The organism is Chryseobacterium gregarium DSM 19109 (genome assembly GCF_000430845.1).
In the GTDB taxonomy this organism is placed as follows: Bacteria; Bacteroidota; Bacteroidia; order Flavobacteriales; family Weeksellaceae; genus Chryseobacterium; species Chryseobacterium gregarium.
Map to the genome: position 1 here is coordinate 43,917 of NZ_AUMU01000008.1, position 18,853 is coordinate 62,769.

Sequence of the window (18,853 nt, forward strand, 5' to 3'; positions counted from 1 at the left end):
ATCATTATTCTTGCGTCAGTGCGGGAAGATCTGCTTTCTGGTAGTGGTTGATTTTATCCAGATCAAGAACCGTAGAAAGATTCTGTCTGTCGGGATAATACATCGGGACAAACCTGGCTCCGTAAATAATCTCTTTGGAAATATAGGAAGACCTTTGAACGACTGTGTTTGAAAATACTTCATCAAAAGCGCGAACATGAATGATAACTTCAATATCCGTATTTCTGAAATCTTCCTCAGCAAAACCATAAAACGGTGAATCTTCATCGATAACATGGACAATCGTCCAGTTAAGCGCGAGGGTATTAATCTTGCTAAGTTGGGTTTTTAAGGTGTAAAAACGGCTTTTCGGTACATTCTTTTCCATTACGCCGATAGCGGCAGAGACAATTACCTCGGCATCTGTTAAAGCGTTGTTTTTATAAGGTGCCAGTCTGAACATTAGAGCTGTTCTTTCCTTAAAAGGAGCAATCACGGCAATTTCAGAAAATCTCAGATAGGCTCTTGGCCTGGAAAATCTTCCGTAAAAAAGTCCCGTTGCAATGGCAAAAGTAAGCAGTCCCAGGAACGCTTCAAAAGTAGCCACCAGGCTTGCCGTAAAACCTACCGGGGCAATCCTGCCGTAGCCGACCGTAGTAAAAGTCTGTGAACTGAAAAAAAACACATCAATAAATTCATTCATCGGATCGCTTTTATCAATACCGGTTAAATGCTCTACGCCGATAAGGTAATAGATCAGAGCAAAGAAAATATTAACCAAAATGTAGGCGATAACCAGGTATGACAGAAACTGAAAAGTCGACAGGTCAAGCATGGTATGGTACCAGCTGAAGCGGTTGAACATATTAACGCCTTTACGGTTAACATTCGGAAGCCCGTCTTTATTGATAAACCTTCCTGAAGCATTGTCGCCGAAGCCGCTGTTCTCAGTATTTTTCTGGTCAATCTTTTGCCTGAATCCTCTTGCCATGTGTTATGTATTGATCTTTTACTGCTTTTTGCTGGTTTGTCAAAGGCAATTTAATTTTAGAATATAAAAATTTTGTAGGATACTCAAACGTTTTATTTCTATATTCTCTTTTCATCCCGGTGCAAAGATAAAATATTGTTTTCATGAAATTTATCAATTCCATGATTGAATTTCCCAATTAATTTACAGTAAATTTGATCTATGAAAAAGTTGGAATCACGAGAAGATATTGAGCATCTTATCAATTCATTTTATGCTAAAGTCGTTAAGGATGAAGTGATTGGTTTTTTCTTTAATGATGTTGCCAAAGTTGATTGGGATAAGCACTTGCCCAAGATGTATGCCTTCTGGGAGTCTGTTCTTTTCGGGCAGATGACTTATAAAGGAAATCCGATAGGTGCGCATTTCCCCATCAATGAAATGCAGGCCATGGAGCAGAAGCACTTCGATCGTTGGTTACACCTCTGGACGGCCACGATTGAAGAAAAATTTACTGGAGAAAATGCAGACACCGCCATTTATAAAGCAGAGAACATTGCTAAATTAATGGCTTTCAAAATGGATTTGGCAAGAAAGCTGTAAGATGTCAGGCAGCAGGTTTTTTAAGGAACAATAACCGTAAAAATATAGGCTGCCAGGTTAACCAGCAATACCGTTCCGTAAAGAATATTGGTCTTGCCCCGGCTTAATGAAAGCATGACAATAAATACGGACAGCGAAAGCAGGATAATATCTTTTTTATCCAAGCCCAAAACCAAAGGAATATCATAAATGATACACACCACGGAAACTGCCGGAATCGAAAGCCCTATACTCGCCAGCGCAGAACCGAGAGCCAAATTAAGACTCGACTGGATCTGATTGGTTCTTGCCGCTCTGATTGCCGCTACCCCTTCCGGAAGAAGCACTACCGCAGCAATAATAACTCCAACCAAAGATTTCGGGGCTCCAAAACTCTGAACCATGTCCTCAATAGTCCCGGAAAGGCCTTTTGCCATCATAACCACAATCGAAAGGCAAATGACCAGGAAAGCAAAGCTTATTAAGGTCTTGTTCGTGGAGGGAATATAGTGTTCTTCAGAATCCTCACCCTTAACGACAAAATAGCTCCGGTGCCTTACGGTCTGAACCATTAAAAATATCCCGTAAATCACAAGGCAGGCAATAGAAACAAATATAAGCTGGGCCGTATTATAAAAAGGGCCATTCACACTGGATGTAAAATTTGGAAGAACCAGTGTTAAAATTAGAATAGAAACAATACTCACCAAATAGGTAGTAGCGGAAGTTCTTGCGAAAAACTGCTCGTGGTATTTTACACCTCCCACTAAAATACAGATTCCTAAAATTCCATTGAGAATAATCATTACAGCGGCAAAAACAGTGTCCCGTGCCAGGGTAATGGCCTGGTCTCCGCCGGCAACCATCAGGGAAATAATTAAAGCAACTTCAATAATCGTAATACAAAGTGCTAAAATAATAGTTCCGAAAGGTTCACCAACTTTATGAGCGACTACTTCCGCATGGTGCACTGCCGACAAAACACTTCCGGTCAGTAAAATTCCGGCAACAATATCTGAAACGATTCCCATTCCCATCAGTCCGGAAAAATAATATCCTACTGCCAGAACAGGAAAAACGTACGTATAATGTAAAAAGTCTTTTATTCTCATAGTGTCTACAAAATACAAAAAATCTATGGGATTTAAAATATCAGAAGAAAGTATTAATGCAATTTAGTGATTCCAGAAATAAAAATCCTGTAAATCCGTCAGCATATGAAATAATAGTCCAATGCCGATGATTCTGATATTTCCTTTGAAGAATAACATCAAAAAATACACCGCAATGGCGTAATAAGAATGTAAAAAATGAAATCCTACGCTTGCCCTGTCGGGATCAAAAATAGGATCGGCAAATAAATGATCCAGGTCCACCAACATGGTGGCTAGTAAAATTAAATACACCTTTTTCCAGTTTTCAGGATAAAAAACCAGTGCAATGAAAATAGGGAAAACAAAATGTAAAAAATAATGCATTCCTGCTTTTAATAGTCCGGCTTCTAAAAATTCCATTTGATAAATAAGCATGATGTTGTATTTACCATCTTAAAATCAGAGGCAGTTCTTCCTCCTTAAATTTTAATTTCAAATAATAGTCCTGATCCTTATTTCCATAAAAAATATAGTCTAATCCTGAAATTATTTTCTTTTCGGTTGCGGTTAAAGATTTGAAAGAAGATGATAATAAACCGGTATTTCTTACAAAAATATAATTTTCATGTGACACCGGAGATAAGGAAACGGGTTTTCGGGTTGATCTTATTTCAAAACCGTCTCCCTTTGCATTAACTAAATTCGGTTGGAAAGGAATTGCCGTAAATTGACTGTGGGCATTGATCCATTTTTTGTTTTGAAAATATTGCTTCGTTTTTTCTGAATCTGAACTTTGAAGATCAATCACATAATTCGGCTGAATGATTTTCTGGAAAGTCTTTTTTTCAATCTCATTGAAATTATCGTCATACCCGTAAGTGATGATCGTATCGTTTACCTGTTTGAGTTCTGCAGCCGCTTTTAAATAATTTATCTGAGAAGAATTGGCAAAAGTTTTATCAAAAATAGAACTGAAATTTTTGATGTTTTCAGCATCTAATTCTGTTTCAATAAAAGATATTGTTTGTTGTAGTTTGGAAATAACCGGAGCTGGATCGTATGAATTTGAATTGTTTTCAATTATAATTTCATCAGAATTTAATTCAATAGAAAAATTTTGGCTGGCTTTATCAGATGTGAATAAAATACTTCCCAAACCATTGGTTATAAGTTCTTCAGCATTAAGAGTGTTAATTTCAGAAGACGGAAGCCGTTGATAGTCTATCCTTTCAAACCCCTGATCAGAAGTTCCAATAATGCAGTTTTTATCTAGCAATTTGATATAAACCTGATCTTTTCTGAAAATATTGTTTCCTCGATCTGTAAATTTTTGCTGTTTTAAAAATGTGATAAATTTTTGTCTGTCTCTTAATTTAAAGACGCTGTACCAATCGGAAAATTTAGAATTTTTCAAATGGAAAACCTGAAAAAAATCGGGAATTTCCACTCCCGATTTCAGTATAGAAATTGAATTTTTATCTTCATTTTTCCTGCCAAACCATTGCGAAGGATGGGTAGACAGACTGTAAACATATTGTCTCGTTAATTTTTTTGCATCGACTAAGATGATTACATCTGCATTGGCAGAAACAATTGTGAAAGGATTCTTTTTATGGTAAAACACAAAATAAATCGTGGTTGCGAGCAGAAAAATCAATAAAACAATAAGCTTTTTTTTCATTTATAAAACCGGTGTTTTTTTCTCGGATTCTTTGATCTTATAAATTTCGTTCCCCAGATCAAAGAAATACATTAAACTGTTTTCGGAGGAATTGTTAGTGTCATAATTAACTTCCGTCTCTATTCTGTTTCCTTTGGCTTCGGTTTTAAAATACACTTCTCCAATATTTTTCCTGAAGACATCCATGATTTTCCGTTCAGAAGTACTCTTGAATTCTTTCTCCAGGCCAATTAAAAGCTTTTGAATGTTCATTCTTCCGGACATTGCATATTTAGAAGCGTCTTTTGCCCATTTTTTAGAGACCTCAGACTGATTTTTAGGGAGAATATTATCAGTAGAGGTGGTCATGTAAACGATTCCGTCTTTTACTGTGAAGAACAAATGATCCAGGTATCCGGCTGCTTTTTCTTCTTTAAATTGATAAAATTCCCCTTTTTTAGAAAATCTTTTTGCCGTATTTTTATTGGTAATCAGAACATTGAAAACACGGTTCCAGTATCCTTCATTTTCTGTGGCAAAGGCAAAGGTAAAATCCGGCATCATGACTTCCTTTGTTTTCTTTACTTCTTTTTCATTGTAATCATTATCGTAATCATAATCTGTATATTCTACGGTCTTAGATTTTAATTCATTCAAAACAAAAATACCGTTTCCGGGTGCAATTTTAGCAATGGCTTCTTCATCCAAGACAATTTTCATGGTTTCCATCATCAGGTCCATTTCTTTTTGGTATTCACCTTCGCCTGAGTTTTTCAGTAAACTGTACATGAGGTCAAAATATCTGCTTCCATCAACATTCATGGCATAATATCCCATGCTTTTATCATTGATCAGAGCCATTAGTTTTTTATTTTTCCGACCTTTGTAAACCGCTGAAAACTGTTTCTGGATTTCCGGGTCTTTATGCTGAAAACTGTTGACCAGTCTCACTTTATCATTATCGAAATAGAGGTTGTATGAAGAATTTGAATTGTAAAAATTACTGAAAAACTGCCCGAATTCATATTTCTTTGACATCCTGCCGTAAATTCCTTCATTCACGATTCTGCCGTAATCGGTATATACGAAAACGTCAGAATTACCATCGCGTGCCGAAAGGGCATCTTCAGAAACTTCAATTTCAAAATTTGAACTGAAATATCTGTCGAAGTCAGCTTCGGCCAGCCTTTTAACCATTTTGAACCTTTCAATTTTTAAAGAATCAAATTCTTTTTCATAAGTCAGGTCTCCGATATTTTCTTCTTCTTCCATCCCTTCATCCTGAGCCGGCGGCGGTAAAGCTTCAACCTGCTCTTCAGAATAGTTTTTATCTGTAGATCCTTTCTTTTCTTTCGGGTATTCGTGATGCTTTTCAAGATATTTGATGTCTTTCTGCATTCTTACGATTTCCGCATTATGCTCCTTTATGTCATCTTTCAGATATTTGATATCTTCTTTCAATATCTTGATTTCGTCTTTGTAATTGAAAGGCTGTTCCTGTTCTTCGGCGTAAACACTATCTACGGCAACTGTGGCGGTACTATCGTTAACGGCTACAGCACTGTCTGTTACAACATCCTCTTCCGTATCATATTTATAGGGCTTGCTGTAGCTCAACATTTTCAGGACAGCATGGTTTCCGTTCCATGCAACAAAAATATCATCATCCAGACTGACGTAAGAATAATTATTTTTCTTGGTAATTTCCAAGCCTTTTTTCTTGGTTGAATTAATAAACTCCTGAAATTTTTCTTTATTATCTAAAATAAAATGAGCAGTATAGGCCTTTATAGAATCATTGAAACTTGCATAATGAACCTGCGTAGCATCATATTTTATTCCTGTTTTGGAATAATCATTCCATGACGGTTTTTCTTTATTTTCTTTAGCTACATCTAATAGAAAGGGATTCAGCTTTTGCCAGTTAATCTTCTTATTAAGCTGCTTCCCGTTGATTTCCATATAGAAAACGGCATCATTGGGAAGCTTCATTTTCTGCTGTGCAAGAATATGTAATGAAGCAAAAAATAAGAAGGTTAGTTGTATTTTCTGTAAAATAGATTTCATGATTTCAGGAAATTATTGGAATAGAATATTATTTTGGATTTGTTTTTTCTGAAGGATAAAATCCAGGACATTAGCTTCTAATTTTACCGCTTTTCTGTTCGGAGAAAGAAGGTAAGAACTGTTGCTCTGAGACTTTATCGTGTTTTCAAATTGTAAGACAGAAGTATATTTGGCCTCATTAAAGATTTCCTTATCTGCTTTACTCATCTTGTCGTATTCGCTTTTGAATGTATTGGTTTTATTTCTGGTAAAGGTTTTCTTTGCTGAATTCTGGCTGTAAATCTGGGTTGGGATCATTCTGCCTAAGATGTTTTTGGCCTTTAACTGTTCCAAACCGGCATTGATGTTTTCAATTCTTTTGAAATTACAGCTCAGTTTGATGATGTAGTTATCAAAATCCATTGACGTTTTTACATTGGAAATCCCTGGAGTTGTTTTGAAGATTCTTGCCGCTTCATTGATCTTAGCTTCAATTTCAGCCTTTTTAGGAACTTTTTTACCGTTAACGGTTTCCATTTTGGAGATAGAGGCCAACCGGGTTCTGCTTTTGCTGGCGTTGAGAATAATGGTATACTCACCGCTGCCATCTGCTTTTACACTGGCTTTATCTATAATGTCAAAACAGCTTGTCAGTAACATAAGAGGGATAAACAGAAGAACCTGTTTAAAGAAAAATTTCATAGTTTGGCTTTAAGACACAAAAATACATCTTATTTCCTAAATTCTCCCTTTTAAGTACTCCTTTCGTACTTGTTCATCCAGTTTTTCAATGGAATACCGCAAACAGGTCCTTGGCATTTCTTTGTAATACCGATTGAGGTAACAGATGAGTTCGTTTTCATTTTTATTTCCCATTTCCCGAAGCATCCAGCCATTGGCTTTGTGCATCAGGTCATGCGGATGATCCAAATTCTGCGTGACCAATTCCTTAGTGAGTTCGAATGAACCTTTTCTGATGTAATACAGTGTTCCGACTACAGCGATTCTTTTGTGCCACATCTCGTCAGAACCTGACAGTTTTCTCAAAAGATCTTCATTACCGTGTTCAAAAGCGTACCGGCCTAATATCTTGTAACAGCTGGTGTCAACCAGATCCCAGTTATTGATATACGGTAAATGATCCAGATAAAATTCAACAATTTTATCTTTTATAGCCTTATCCTTTGTTTTCTCAAATTTTGAAATCAGCATCAATAAAGCTGTCAGCCGGTGTTCATGATATTTTGAGGAAAGAAGTTCACTCAATTCATCCAAAGAAATTTTAACATAATAATTTTTCGCTACCGCCCTCTGGTCCGGAACCGTGACTCCCAGAAACAGGTCTCCTTCACCATATTCGCCTTTTCCGGTTTTAAAAAATTTAGGGAAAAATTCTGCTTTTTCGGGGATTGACAGATCATTTAGTGCTTCAAAAATTTGATTGCAGATTCCCATAACTAAAAATTAAAACAACCAATACATTTAACAAATAAGCTTATTCCACCGTTAGAATATTCTGTCATAATACAGTTGTCATCTGTTTTAATATCTTTTTGTTTAAAAGCATTCCCCATCATCATGAAAGGTTTTGCAAAGCTCATCATATCATCGGCTGTAATTACACAAATTGGTGAGGTTTCCGTTTTCCCCGTTCCGCTTTCATCGATCGTTTTAATGATTTTATTATTCTGGAATACACATATTTCCGCTTTAGTTTTTTCTCCAATCGCATTATATATATATTTACCATTGAAACTAATATATCCTTATTTAATGCGCCTTTATTATATGCAGCTTCTGTTGTTGCTAATATTTTTTGAGCCTTGCCTTTTGATATTCCCTTTCTTGAGGCAATCTTCCAAATTTCATCATAATCTTTATTGTAATCAGATAAGCTATATTCTGTATTGACAAACCGGCTTCCATAATAAAGTTGGTTCATTTCTTACTGAGTAAGCTTTGAAGGATCTTTTTTAAAGATTTCGAGATATTCGTAAAAATATTTCTGGGGGTTTTCGATAACGTTCTTCTTTATTTCCTCCACATTAATCTGAGAAAAAAACAGCAGCGAATGAATTACCAGCAGTAAAACAAATATTTTTTTCAAGGTAAATACTTTTATGTAATGTATAAATAATTATTGCTCTTCTTTTAAAGCAACAGTCTCCAATTCTTCTTCTTCTTTCGCAATTTTATTCGGATTCGCTACTTTTGCAATGGTAAGCCCCTGAACGATAATCGAAAATACCACCACACAATATGTGATGCTCAAAATAATTTCGCTGTATTCATTTTTCGGAATAGACATCGCCAGAGCAATAGAAACACCGCCCCGGATCCCTCCCCAGACCAAAACTTTTACGGTCTGCGGACTGAAGGTTCTCTTCATAAACTTGGTGGGTCCCCAGATAGAAATTACCCTGGCCAGTAAAACAATAACAATAGCAACTAAGCCCGGAACAACAAAATGTTTTAAATCCTTGATCATCAATAATTCAAAACCAATAAACAGGAACAGAACCGCATTCAGGATCTCATCAATCAACTCCCAGAATTTGATCAGATAATCCTGAGTAATGGATTTCATTTTGAACTTAACATTGAAATTCCCCATAAACAATCCTGCCGCAACCATGGTAAGAGGCCCAGAAATATGCATCTGTCTTGCAATAAGATAACCTCCCATGACTACAGACAGTGTTACCAGGACAGAAATAATATAGTCATCTACCTCACGCATCAGCCTGGAAGTGATCCAGCCCAGAACAACCCCCAGAAGCAAGCCTCCGCCCGCTTCTTTCAGTAGCAGCAAGCCTATGCTTTCAAGCCCCAGATCCACTTCTTTTCCAATGGCCAGCTGCAATACGACCGAAAATATAACAACGGCCATACCGTCATTAAAAAGAGATTCTCCCGCTACTTTTGTCTCCAATGATTTTGAAACATTTGCCTGCTTTAAAATACTTAGGACAGCAACAGGATCAGTCGGTGAAATTAAGGCTCCGAAAAGGAGACAGTAGATAAAAGGTAAATGAATTCCCAGAAATGGCAAAAGATAAAACATTCCGAATCCTACCACAAAAGTGGAAATAACCACTCCCAGGGTGGAAAAAATCAGCACAGGCCGGAACTGTTCCTTGAGATCGTCTAAATTAATATGGATACCTCCTGCAAAGAGAAGAAAATTAAGCATGGCTCCCATCAGGACTTCCGTAAAATCAATGCTGCTCATCAGGCTGTGAAGGTGCCTGAATGTCCTGGGTAAAAATGTTTCCCCGAAGGAAACTAAAATAATAGAAACCACTATGGCAATAACCATAATCCCGATGGTACTGGGAAGTTTCAGAAATCTGTAATTAAGATATGCGAATATGGATGCTAAAACGATTAAAGCTGAAAATGAATAATATAATTCCACTAAGCTGTTTTTAAAATTTATTTAAATTAATAATCTATATACAGTACTTTTATGTACACTTTGGTAATGTCTTTTTCCCAGATGTCAAGGATTCCGTCTTTCAAGGATTTTGACCCTCTGGTATATTCTTTTCCGATATTCAGGATATTTAATAAGATATATTCATCACCTACGGAATTTACCAGGAAAGGGGTTTTTTCAGATTTTCCGTCACCGGAACCTTTTACAGCATCTGTCAGTAGCCTGAACTGGTCAAGGTGATGGATAAAATTCTTCCCGTCTTTTTTTGAGTCATACGCTTGCATTAAGATCAGGAGAATGTCAAGATTTGTCGGATCCCTGTTATATAAAATTTCCCCCTGTCTGATGCACTCATCGAAGTTCCCGTTTTTAAATGCTTCTGCCAGGGTTTTAAAGTCATCATCAGTGGTTGATACCAGATCTTTTCTGAAATTTCTTCCGTAATAAAGATGCTGCGCTTCTACCGTATCCAGAGATTTAGGATAGGCTTTGTACTTAAAAATCAATTTCTCGTAATGGTACGGAGATTTTTCACTTTTAAGGTTTTTTTCGATAGCTTTAAAACTGGTATTGGCATGCTGGCCGAAACTGAGAGCGGAAATCAGAAACAGCAGAAGAAAAAAGTAATGTTTCATTAATCTTTTTTGTGTTCTTCGTCGTCGTTATCGAAGTATTCGAAAAGGAAATCATTGTATGGGAATCTTGAAATATGGATTTTCATTACCTCATCATAGATCATTTTTTTCATATCCGGGAAGTTTTCTTTCGTTAAAGCTGAAATGAAAACGGTAGGATATTTAGATTTTGCCATCCAGGTATTCGTCCATTCTTCCAGAGAAATATTTTTTCTGGTAGTCGGGGTCAGGTCGTCTTCATCCTTTTTATCATAGCTGAAATCGTCTATTTTATTGAAAACCATGATCATCGGTTTCTGATGCGCATTGATTTCCATTAAAATCTGATTTACGGAATCAATATGGTCTTCAAAACTTTCATGGGAAATATCCACGACATGGATCAGGAGGTCTGCTTCACGTACTTCATCCAACGTTGATTTGAACGATTCTACCAGCTGGGTCGGCAGTTTCCGTATGAATCCTACCGTATCCGTTAGCAAAAATGGCAGATTCCCGATGACAACTTTTCTTACAGTCGTGTCCAGTGTAGCAAACAGTTTATTTTCCGCAAAGACTTCGGATTTTGAAAGGGCATTCATCAACGTGGATTTTCCAACATTCGTATATCCTACCAAAGCGGCACGCACTACTTTGCCTCTGTTGTTCCGCTGCGTAGCCATTTGTTTATCAATGGTTTTCAGCTTGTCCTTAAGCAAAGAGATCCTGTCACGGATAATACGCCTGTCAGTTTCGATTTCCGTTTCCCCCGGCCCTCTCATCCCGATTCCCCCTTTCTGGCGTTCAAGGTGGGTCCACATTCTGGTCAGTCGCGGTAAAAGGTACTGGTACTGTGCCAGCTCAACCTGTGTTCTGGCATAAGAAGTCTGGGCTCTCTGGGCAAAAATATCAAGGATAAGATTAGTCCTGTCAAGGATTTTTACCTCTATTTCTTTTTCTAAATTTTTAAGTTGGGAAGGTGACAATTCATCATCAAAAATGATGGTTCCTATTTCGTTTTCCTTTACGTATTCTTTTATTTCCTGAGCTTTTCCGCTTCCTATAAAGGTTTTGGAGTCAGGCTGTGTTAATTTCTGGGTAAAACGTCTGTCTACTGTAGCTCCGGCTGTAAAAGCAAGGAACTCCAGCTCATCCATATATTCAATTAGCTTTTCCTCATCCTGATTCTGTGTAATAACACCCACCAAAATAGCTTTCTCGTAATTATGTTCTTTCTTTTCTAGCATTAGGTTCTATCTATAATTGTAAGATTTACAAGATAGCATTTTTAATGAAAAAAACCAAAATGAATTTTTATTGTCATAGGAACAATATGAGTTTGATGATAAATAGTAAGAATATTAATTTAATCCAATAAAACTAATCCCAGTCTGTCGCCACGAATCTCATGGTATTTCCCTGATCATCCTTTAATATTAAAAAATGGCCTTCAACAGAGTAGGCAGTCATATTTTTAAAGCTTTTTGAAAAGTCATCTTCCAGTTTCATGTCGGGGCAGGCCATCATTGTTGAACCCAGTCCTGAAATTTTCAGCTTACCCTTATCTTTGAATTCAGCAGAAAAAAACATCCTGTTGCATCCTGTAAAAGCACTTCCTTTGATTTTCCCGTGTTCAACAGGTGCTGTCAGATTGATGCCTGCTTTATGTTTCATTAAATCCTGTTTGGCGTAATCTTTAAAAGAAACCAGCATCCATTCCCTCTGAAGCTGTGGATTTTTAATGATAAGGGAAGAACAGCTGATCATAAACCCGGTACATAAAACAATCAAAACGGTAAGCATTATCTTATTCATAACATGCTCAGATCCATTTTCATACCATCACAGACATGAAACCGTAAAAAAATTAGTAAATTAGCGACACAAAAATTATTTTATAAAATGAAAAGAATACTTCTACTATTCACTTTCCTTTTAAGTTTTGTCCAGATGAGGGCTGACGAGGGAATGTGGCTGTTAATGCTCGTGAAAAGACTTAATGGTGTAGATATGCAAAAAGAAGGTTTGCATCTTACACCAGAGGAAATTTATTCGGTTAATAACTCAAGCTTAAAAGACGCGATCGTGAGCTTCGGCGGTTTTTGTACCGGAGAAATTGTTTCCGGACAGGGTCTTATTTTTACCAACCACCATTGCGGATACGGTGCTGTTGCTGCGGCTTCAACACCTGAAAAAGATTATCTGAAGAATGGTTTCTGGGCCATGAAGCAAAAGGATGAATTTAATGCAAAAGATCTGTACGTAAGATTTTTGGTAAGAATGGATGATGCTACGCAAAGGATCAATTCTAAACTTAACAATAAAATGTCTGCTGCAGATAGAAAAGCGGTGATTGATGCTGAAACAAAAGCAATCCAGTCTGAAAACTCCGAAAACGGAAAATACACTGTCGTAGTGAAAGATTTCTTTAACGGAAACGAATTTTATTATTTTGTATACCAGGATTATAAAGATATCAGATTGGTAGGCGCACCGCCTTCATCATTAGGGAAATTCGGAGGAGACACGGATAACTGGGAATGGCCGAGACATACTGCAGACTTTACGGTTTTCAGAGTGTATGCTGATGCCGCAGGAAACCCTGCAGAATTTGCTCCGACCAATGTTCCATTAAAGCCTAAACATTTTTTGCCTGTTTCTCTTAAAGGCGTAAAGCCGGGTGATTTCTCTATGATTTTAGGATATCCGGGAAGAACCAACCGTTACTTAACTTCTTACGGAATCCAGCAAATGGTTAACAAAGACTATCCGGCCTGGGTGGAAGCTTCTAAATTAGCGATGGACGTTATGAAGAAGTATATGGACAAAGACAAGGCAACGCAGCTTAATTATGCCTCTCAGTATGCCTCTGTAGCCAACTACTGGAAGAACAGACAGGGAACTATCGATGCCGTTATTAAAAACGGAACGATTGCAGATAAGCAAAAACTGGAAGGAACATTCAAAACATGGGCGGTACAGCCGGCAAATGTGGTTGAATATGAAACCGTACTGGATGATCTAGCCATCTATTACAAGCAGACTTCCGACAGAAATGTTGAAAGAAACTATATGTCCCAGCTCTCCAGAAATTCCAAGTATTTTATGCTGGCATTACAGGTAGGAGGTGTTCTTAAAGCCTATGCAGAACAGGATATGAATGGCAGACTGGCCATGAAACCTAAAGTGGAGGCAGCGCTGAAGTCCGCTTACGAAAACATCAATACCAAACTTGAAGGTGAAATGATGAATTCTATGGTTAACCTTTATCAGCAAAAAGTAAATAAAGACGTGGCTTCTGAAACCATTATGGGACTGGATGCAAATACGCTTTCCAATATAGCGTATTCTTCAATATTTGCAAACAAGGCTTCCGCAACCAATTTTGTATTGAATCCGGACCGTTTAAAATTAGATGCAGACCCGCTTTGGAAAATCGCCAACGGAATTATAGCTGATCAGAGACTTTCAGCAGAAAGATTCGTGAAAATTGATGATAATTTTGCTAAAAACAGCAGATTATTTTTAGCCGGTTTAATGAAAGCGATGCCTGAGAAGAAATTCTATCCGGATGCCAACTCTACCATGAGACTTACCTATGGTACTGTAACCACATTGCCGGTAAGAACAGACAGAAACTATTTCGGGGTTACGGATAACTACTATACCGATATGACCGGTCTTGTAGGGAAATATAAGAAAGGGGATGAAGAGTTTGATCTTCCTCAAAGGGTGATCGACCTGTATAACCTTAAAGATTTCGGACAGTATGCGGATGCGAAAGGATATATGCCTGTCAATTTCCTTTCAGACAATGATATTACGGGAGGTAACTCAGGTTCTCCAGTGATTGATGCAGACGGAAACCTTATCGGTATTGCATTCGACGGAAACAGTGAAGCATTGAGCGGAGATATCGTTTTCGAACCGGAATGGCAGAAAACCATTAACGTAGACGTTCGTTTTGTTCTTTGGACAATCGACAAATATGCCGGTGCCAGAAGGCTGATTGACGAATTACAATTGGTAAAAGACGAAAATACGCCTGCCGATACCAAAACAAAAATGCCTAAGGCAACACCTGCTAAAGGCAAGAAAAAATAATCTTTATTGATCTGTTTTATAACCCGCGAAAGTTTTCTTTCGCGGGTTTTTTATGATTAAAAGTCAGAAACCAAATAAAAAAAAGAAGAGAACGACTGTGAATTTCTGTGGTTATTAAACTTTTAACTCTGCCTGGAGATGCTGTTCTGCTCCTCCGTTGATGATGACGACAGAATCTCCGATATGATTGATTTTTACTCCGAGATCATTCAGGGTTTCCTTGAAATAGCCTTTGTCTTCATCTTCTGAAACCGTATTTTTCTGCCATATAAATTCCGCAGATTGCCCTCCGGTGTTTTTCAATATTAATTTTTTAAACTTTGAAGGTCTGACGCTGATGCTGACCACTAAGCTTTCATGGGCCGCAAAATAATTATCAGATAATAAACTGATTGAAGTGAGCTCCTGCTGTTCTTGATTGATTTCCATACTTTCAGATGTATTCTGATTTGATTTAATGTTCTGATTGCAAACATAGCGATGTGAAACGACAAAACGTGTCGTAAAATATTTTAATCAAAAAATAATCCAGATAATTGATTCTTATCGGCTTTTATATTAGCATAAATAATTAATATTAAGGGCGATATTGATATCATGCATTCCAGAATTCCCGGTCTAAGCTTCGGTACTGTATTGCTTCAGAGACATGCTGGGAAAGGATATCTTCAGATTCTTCAAGATCGGCAATGGTTCGGGCTACTTTTAAAATTCTGTCATAAGCTCTTGCAGAAAGGTTAAGCTTTTCCATAGCCATTTTGATGAGGTTGAAAGAAGGTTCATCCAGGTGGCAGTATTCTTCAATTTCTTTTGGTCCAATCTGGGCGTTGTAACTTATCTTTAACTCCTTATACCATTCCCGCTGGATTTCACGTCAATGCACGCTTTCTAATGTCCTCGCTTTTTTCACCTTTCCTCCGTTCAGTCAGTTGTTCGAATTTCCACAAGGAATTCATTAATAAATTTCCAGCATTTCAAAAAGCAATGTCAAATGCACCATAAGTATAAGAGAGTACAGCCATTCATCTTTATAATCTATTGAATAAAAAAATCTGCTTCCCAAAACGAAAGCAGATTTCAGATAATATTCTCTTTATTTATATCAGGTTTTTTATGGATCAAATTTACAAATCCATATTCGGCTATACTGTAAAATTAAAAAACTAATATATTATTATCTTTTCCAATTTTTAAAGAACAACTAGTGCATCCGAAGAAGTTTCATAATAATTACTATCAGTGTAGTGAATGTTATTAGTATTACCTCCGATTAATACAGCCGGCTTATCACCTGCAGGAGTAAATTCATTACCATTTAAAAATCCGTTTCCAATGAAATTCAGATATTTTTTTTCTGAGGTATTAGAAATTATGTAAAGGGAGGTGTAAATAGAATTATTTAATCTGTTAAAACTATTTCCTATAAAATTAGCCGTTCCTCCAGCATTTAAGGTATAATATACATCAACTCCATTTGACGTTCCTTCAAAATAATTATTTAAAAGGTTTAAACCAACTTTTCCATTAGCCGCATTAAATATAGCTTCTAATGCATTTCCTTTATTTCCTTCAAAACCACATCCATCAAACTTAACATTATGAACATGATACAACTCGACACCTTTCACTGAATTTGAATTAAAATGACAATTGATGAAAGAGAGTAAGTTAGGGTTAGTAAGTAAGATATTATTGCTGCTATTATAGGCTGCGCTGTAGAATCCAGTATCTCCCCAGTGGGCTTTAACATTTTCAAACAAAGATGAACAAGTTTCCATCACTTGTACTCCTATATTAAATTTAAAAACTTCAATATCCTTCATGCTGATTTCCATAAGCTTACTGATGTAGATCCCAGCTCCTCCTGAGGACTGTGTAACATCCGGACGTCTGATGGAAAATCCTGATAATGTTAAATAATAAGGTGAATTATTATCCGAAATAAATCTAAGCCCTCCTGTAGAGCCTATTGAGCTGATAATTGTTAAATCAACCCCTGCGCCGATCAGCTGAAATCTTCTGGATATATTGGGAGAAACCATATTACATTCAATAGACCGAGAAATGATAATCTGTCCAATTGGCAATAATAACTTCCATCCGTTTTTACCACAAAAATCAAAGGCTCTTTGTAATGCATCTGAATCGTCAGTATTGCCATCCGCTTGTACTCCAAATATTTTTGCATTCAATGCTGTACCTGACAGAATATGGGTATTTACATAATAATCACTCCCTTTTTTTCTATAGATAATTCCATCTAACAAATTATCATTCATAGTAGAACCATTTAACCAGATGGATGTTTTAATAAAGTTTACATTTTCTTTGGTATAGCTATCTACTAAATGTACTAGGTTATCGTTAGGATAAGAGCTGTTAACGGCAAAAAAATCGTTTGTGTAAATCATAATACTTGCTTTAAAAATTAATTACTTATGTTTTTATAATGCAAAGATCATAAGCCAATGCGACAAAAGTCGTCGTAAAATTTATAATCAAGTAATTTTATCTTTAAATTAATTGCAGATTATATAATGTTATCATGCATTCCAGAATTCCCGGTCTAAGCTTCGGTACTGTATTGCTTCAGAGACATGCTGGGAAAGGATATGCTTAGATTCTTCAAGATCGGCAATGGTTCGAGCTACTTTTAAAATTCTGTCATAAGCTCTTGCAGAAAGGTTAAGCTTTTCCATGGCCATTTTGATGAGGTTGAAAGAAGATTCATCCAGGTTGCAGTATTCTTCAATTTCTTTTGGTCCAATCTGGGCGTTGTAACTTATCTTTAGCTCCTTATACCGTTCCCGCTGGATTTCACGGGCTGTCAGTACACGTTTTCTGATGTCTTCGCTTTTTTCACCTTTCCTCCGTTCAGTCAGCTGTTCGAATTCCACTTTCTGCACTTCAATATGAATGTCAATCCTGTCTAAAAGAGGCCCGGAGAGCTTACTCATATACCGCTGCATTTCATAAGAGGTAGAGGTATTATTAGGATCATCCGGAAAAAATCCGCTAGGGCTTGGATTCATGGAAGCCACCAGCATAAAGCTTGCAGGATAGTTGACGGTAAACCGTGCTCTTGATATGGTAACTTCCCGGTCTTCCAGCGGCTGGCGCATGACTTCCAAAACCGTTCTTTTGAATTCCGGCATTTCATCAAGAAATAAAACGCCGTTATGCGCTAATGATATTTCCCCGGGTTGCGGATAACTGCCGCCGCCTACCAAGGCCACATCTGATATCGTATGGTGCGGTGAACGGAAAGGGCGCACGGTCATCAAAGAAGTTTCCGTTCCCATTTTCCCGGCAACAGAATGGATCTTTGTGGTTTCCAATGCTTCCTTTAATGATAGTGGTGGCAGGATACTCGGAACCCTTTTGGCAAGCATGGTTTTCCCGCTTCCCGGAGGGCCGATCAGGATGATATTGTGGCCTCCGGCTGCAGCCACTTCCATGGCCCGCTTTGCCGTTTCCTGTCCCTTAACTTCGGAAAAATCAAAAGGAAAATCATTCACTTTCTCCTGAAACTCTTTTCGGGTGTCGATCTCAACTTTCTGAAGCGGTTTCCCTTCATTAAAAAAATCGATCACTTCTTTGATGTTTTCGGCGGCAAAAACATCGATGTTATTTACAATGGCAGCTTCACGGGTATTCTGTCTCGGAAGGATGATTCCTTTAAAGCCTTCTTCACGGGCCTGAATGGCAATCGGTAGAACGCCACGGACCGGCTGCAGGTTTCCGTCGAGAGAAAGCTCACCCATAATGATATAATCCTGTATATTTTCTGCCAGAATCTGATCAGAGGCTGCAAGTATGCCTATGGCGATGCTCAGGTCATAGGCAGCTCCTTCTTTACGGAGATCTGCCGGCGCCATATTGATCGTGATTTTTTTTCCGGGGATTTTGTAACCGACATTCTTTAAAGCGGCAGAAATTCTGTAACTGCTTTCCTTGATGGCATTATCGGGAAGGCCTACTAAATGGTAGCCTATTCCTCCGGTATCTACGTTAACTTCGATGGTAATGGTCTGTGCCGCAACTCCGTGAATGGCACTTCCGTAAATTTTAATCAGCATTGATAGGTGTTTACAGTAAAAATAAAAAATTATAAATAATTGCTTTTCTTACTGAAATTCACCTGATTTCCAAAACAATAAAAAAATATTCGTTTATTTATTGATCTGGCCGTAAAGTATTTACATAAAATTTAAATAATTCTTAAAAAAATCAGCTGACTAAATAAATTATGAATTTGAAAATAAATTACAAAGCATTCAATGTGAATGGCTTATCGATTTTTTATCTGACGGCGTATTTTATCATTAATATAATTAAAACAGCTGCTTCATTCCTGAAACAGCC

General features: G+C 37.3%; 19 protein-coding genes and 1 pseudogene. 2 read left to right on the top strand and 18 right to left on the bottom strand.

The window, feature by feature from the left end:
- Positions 1 to 4: 4 nt before the first annotated feature.
- Positions 5 to 970 (bottom strand): ion channel, encoded by a 966-nt coding sequence (locus tag H561_RS0109965; RefSeq protein WP_027386858.1) that lies wholly within the window; start codon positions 968 to 970, stop codon positions 5 to 7.
- Between the two features lie 201 nt (positions 971 to 1,171).
- On the opposite strand from H561_RS0109965, the gene H561_RS0109975 reads away from it, so the two are divergent.
- The gene (locus H561_RS0109975; protein ID WP_027386860.1) at positions 1,172 to 1,552 is read left to right on the top strand and encodes a group III truncated hemoglobin; all 381 of its coding nucleotides are present in this window, start codon (positions 1,172 to 1,174) and stop codon (positions 1,550 to 1,552) included.
- A gap of 20 nt (positions 1,553 to 1,572) precedes the next feature.
- Here the strand turns inward: H561_RS0109975 and H561_RS0109980 are convergent, their stop codons facing one another.
- The 13 genes from H561_RS0109980 to H561_RS0110040 all read right to left on the bottom strand — a co-directional run bounded on the left by H561_RS0109980 (position 1,573) and on the right by H561_RS0110040 (position 12,199).
- Positions 1,573 to 2,643, bottom strand: coding sequence for a calcium:proton antiporter (locus H561_RS0109980; protein WP_027386861.1), 1,071 nt, complete (start codon positions 2,641 to 2,643; stop codon positions 1,573 to 1,575).
- Positions 2,644 to 2,706: 63 nt separating this feature from the next.
- Positions 2,707 to 3,060 (bottom strand): DUF6122 family protein, encoded by a 354-nt coding sequence (locus tag H561_RS0109985; protein ID WP_228372250.1) that lies wholly within the window; start codon positions 3,058 to 3,060, stop codon positions 2,707 to 2,709.
- Between the two features lie 10 nt (positions 3,061 to 3,070).
- Positions 3,071 to 4,306, bottom strand: a complete 1,236-nt coding sequence (locus tag H561_RS0109990; RefSeq protein ID WP_027386863.1) for a hypothetical protein — start codon at positions 4,304 to 4,306, stop codon at positions 3,071 to 3,073.
- Entirely contained in the window at positions 4,307 to 6,352 is a 2,046-nt protein-coding gene (locus H561_RS0109995) for a hypothetical protein (RefSeq protein ID WP_027386864.1), read from the bottom strand.
- A 12-nt stretch (positions 6,353 to 6,364) separates the two neighbouring features.
- Positions 6,365 to 7,033: a hypothetical protein gene (locus H561_RS0110000; protein ID WP_027386865.1), complete on the bottom strand. Its 669-nt coding sequence runs from the start codon at positions 7,031 to 7,033 to the stop codon at positions 6,365 to 6,367.
- 36 nt (positions 7,034 to 7,069) lie between these two features.
- On the bottom strand, positions 7,070 to 7,786 hold the full coding sequence (locus H561_RS0110005) for a DNA alkylation repair protein (RefSeq protein ID WP_027386866.1): 717 nt from the start codon (positions 7,784 to 7,786) through the stop codon (positions 7,070 to 7,072).
- Positions 7,787 to 7,788: 2 nt separating this feature from the next.
- Positions 7,789 to 8,058, bottom strand: a complete 270-nt coding sequence (locus H561_RS24500; protein ID WP_394330850.1) for a hypothetical protein — start codon at positions 8,056 to 8,058, stop codon at positions 7,789 to 7,791.
- Positions 7,950 to 8,273 (bottom strand): hypothetical protein, encoded by a 324-nt coding sequence (locus H561_RS24280; protein WP_027386867.1) that lies wholly within the window; start codon positions 8,271 to 8,273, stop codon positions 7,950 to 7,952. The genes H561_RS24500 and H561_RS24280 overlap by 109 nt, the downstream gene beginning before the upstream one ends.
- Before the next feature lie 3 nt (positions 8,274 to 8,276).
- Entirely contained in the window at positions 8,277 to 8,438 is a 162-nt protein-coding gene (locus tag H561_RS23945; protein ID WP_155845778.1) for a hypothetical protein, read from the bottom strand.
- A 30-nt stretch (positions 8,439 to 8,468) separates the two neighbouring features.
- Positions 8,469 to 9,749: a cation:proton antiporter gene (locus tag H561_RS0110025; RefSeq protein ID WP_027386868.1), complete on the bottom strand. Its 1,281-nt coding sequence runs from the start codon at positions 9,747 to 9,749 to the stop codon at positions 8,469 to 8,471.
- Between the two features lie 26 nt (positions 9,750 to 9,775).
- Positions 9,776 to 10,405, bottom strand: a complete 630-nt coding sequence (locus H561_RS0110030; RefSeq protein ID WP_027386869.1) for a DUF4919 domain-containing protein — start codon at positions 10,403 to 10,405, stop codon at positions 9,776 to 9,778.
- Positions 10,405 to 11,631, bottom strand: coding sequence for a GTPase HflX (gene hflX, locus H561_RS0110035; RefSeq protein WP_027386870.1), 1,227 nt, complete (start codon positions 11,629 to 11,631; stop codon positions 10,405 to 10,407). The genes H561_RS0110030 and hflX overlap by 1 nt, the downstream gene beginning before the upstream one ends.
- Before the next feature lie 133 nt (positions 11,632 to 11,764).
- Positions 11,765 to 12,199 carry an META domain-containing protein gene (locus H561_RS0110040; protein WP_027386871.1) on the bottom strand — a complete coding sequence of 145 codons (435 nt, stop codon included), beginning with the start codon at positions 12,197 to 12,199 and terminating at the stop codon, positions 11,765 to 11,767.
- Between the two features lie 87 nt (positions 12,200 to 12,286).
- Here H561_RS0110040 and H561_RS0110045 point away from each other — a divergent pair, with 87 nt between their 5' ends.
- Positions 12,287 to 14,488: a S46 family peptidase gene (locus H561_RS0110045; protein ID WP_027386872.1), complete on the top strand. Its 2,202-nt coding sequence runs from the start codon at positions 12,287 to 12,289 to the stop codon at positions 14,486 to 14,488.
- A 114-nt stretch (positions 14,489 to 14,602) separates the two neighbouring features.
- Here the strand turns inward: H561_RS0110045 and H561_RS0110050 are convergent, their stop codons facing one another.
- The 4 genes and pseudogenes from H561_RS0110050 to H561_RS0110065 all read right to left on the bottom strand — a co-directional run bounded on the left by H561_RS0110050 (position 14,603) and on the right by H561_RS0110065 (position 18,567).
- Positions 14,603 to 14,917 (bottom strand): hypothetical protein, encoded by a 315-nt coding sequence (locus H561_RS0110050; protein WP_027386873.1) that lies wholly within the window; start codon positions 14,915 to 14,917, stop codon positions 14,603 to 14,605.
- 166 nt (positions 14,918 to 15,083) lie between these two features.
- A pseudogene (locus tag H561_RS23625) lies at positions 15,084 to 15,429 on the bottom strand (magnesium chelatase subunit ChlI family protein); the annotation flags it as partial.
- A 249-nt stretch (positions 15,430 to 15,678) separates the two neighbouring features.
- Positions 15,679 to 16,899, bottom strand: coding sequence for a right-handed parallel beta-helix repeat-containing protein (locus H561_RS0110060; protein WP_027386874.1), 1,221 nt, complete (start codon positions 16,897 to 16,899; stop codon positions 15,679 to 15,681).
- Between the two features lie 132 nt (positions 16,900 to 17,031).
- On the bottom strand, positions 17,032 to 18,567 hold the full coding sequence (locus tag H561_RS0110065; RefSeq protein WP_027386875.1) for a YifB family Mg chelatase-like AAA ATPase: 1,536 nt from the start codon (positions 18,565 to 18,567) through the stop codon (positions 17,032 to 17,034).
- Between the last annotated feature and the right edge of the window lie 286 nt (positions 18,568 to 18,853).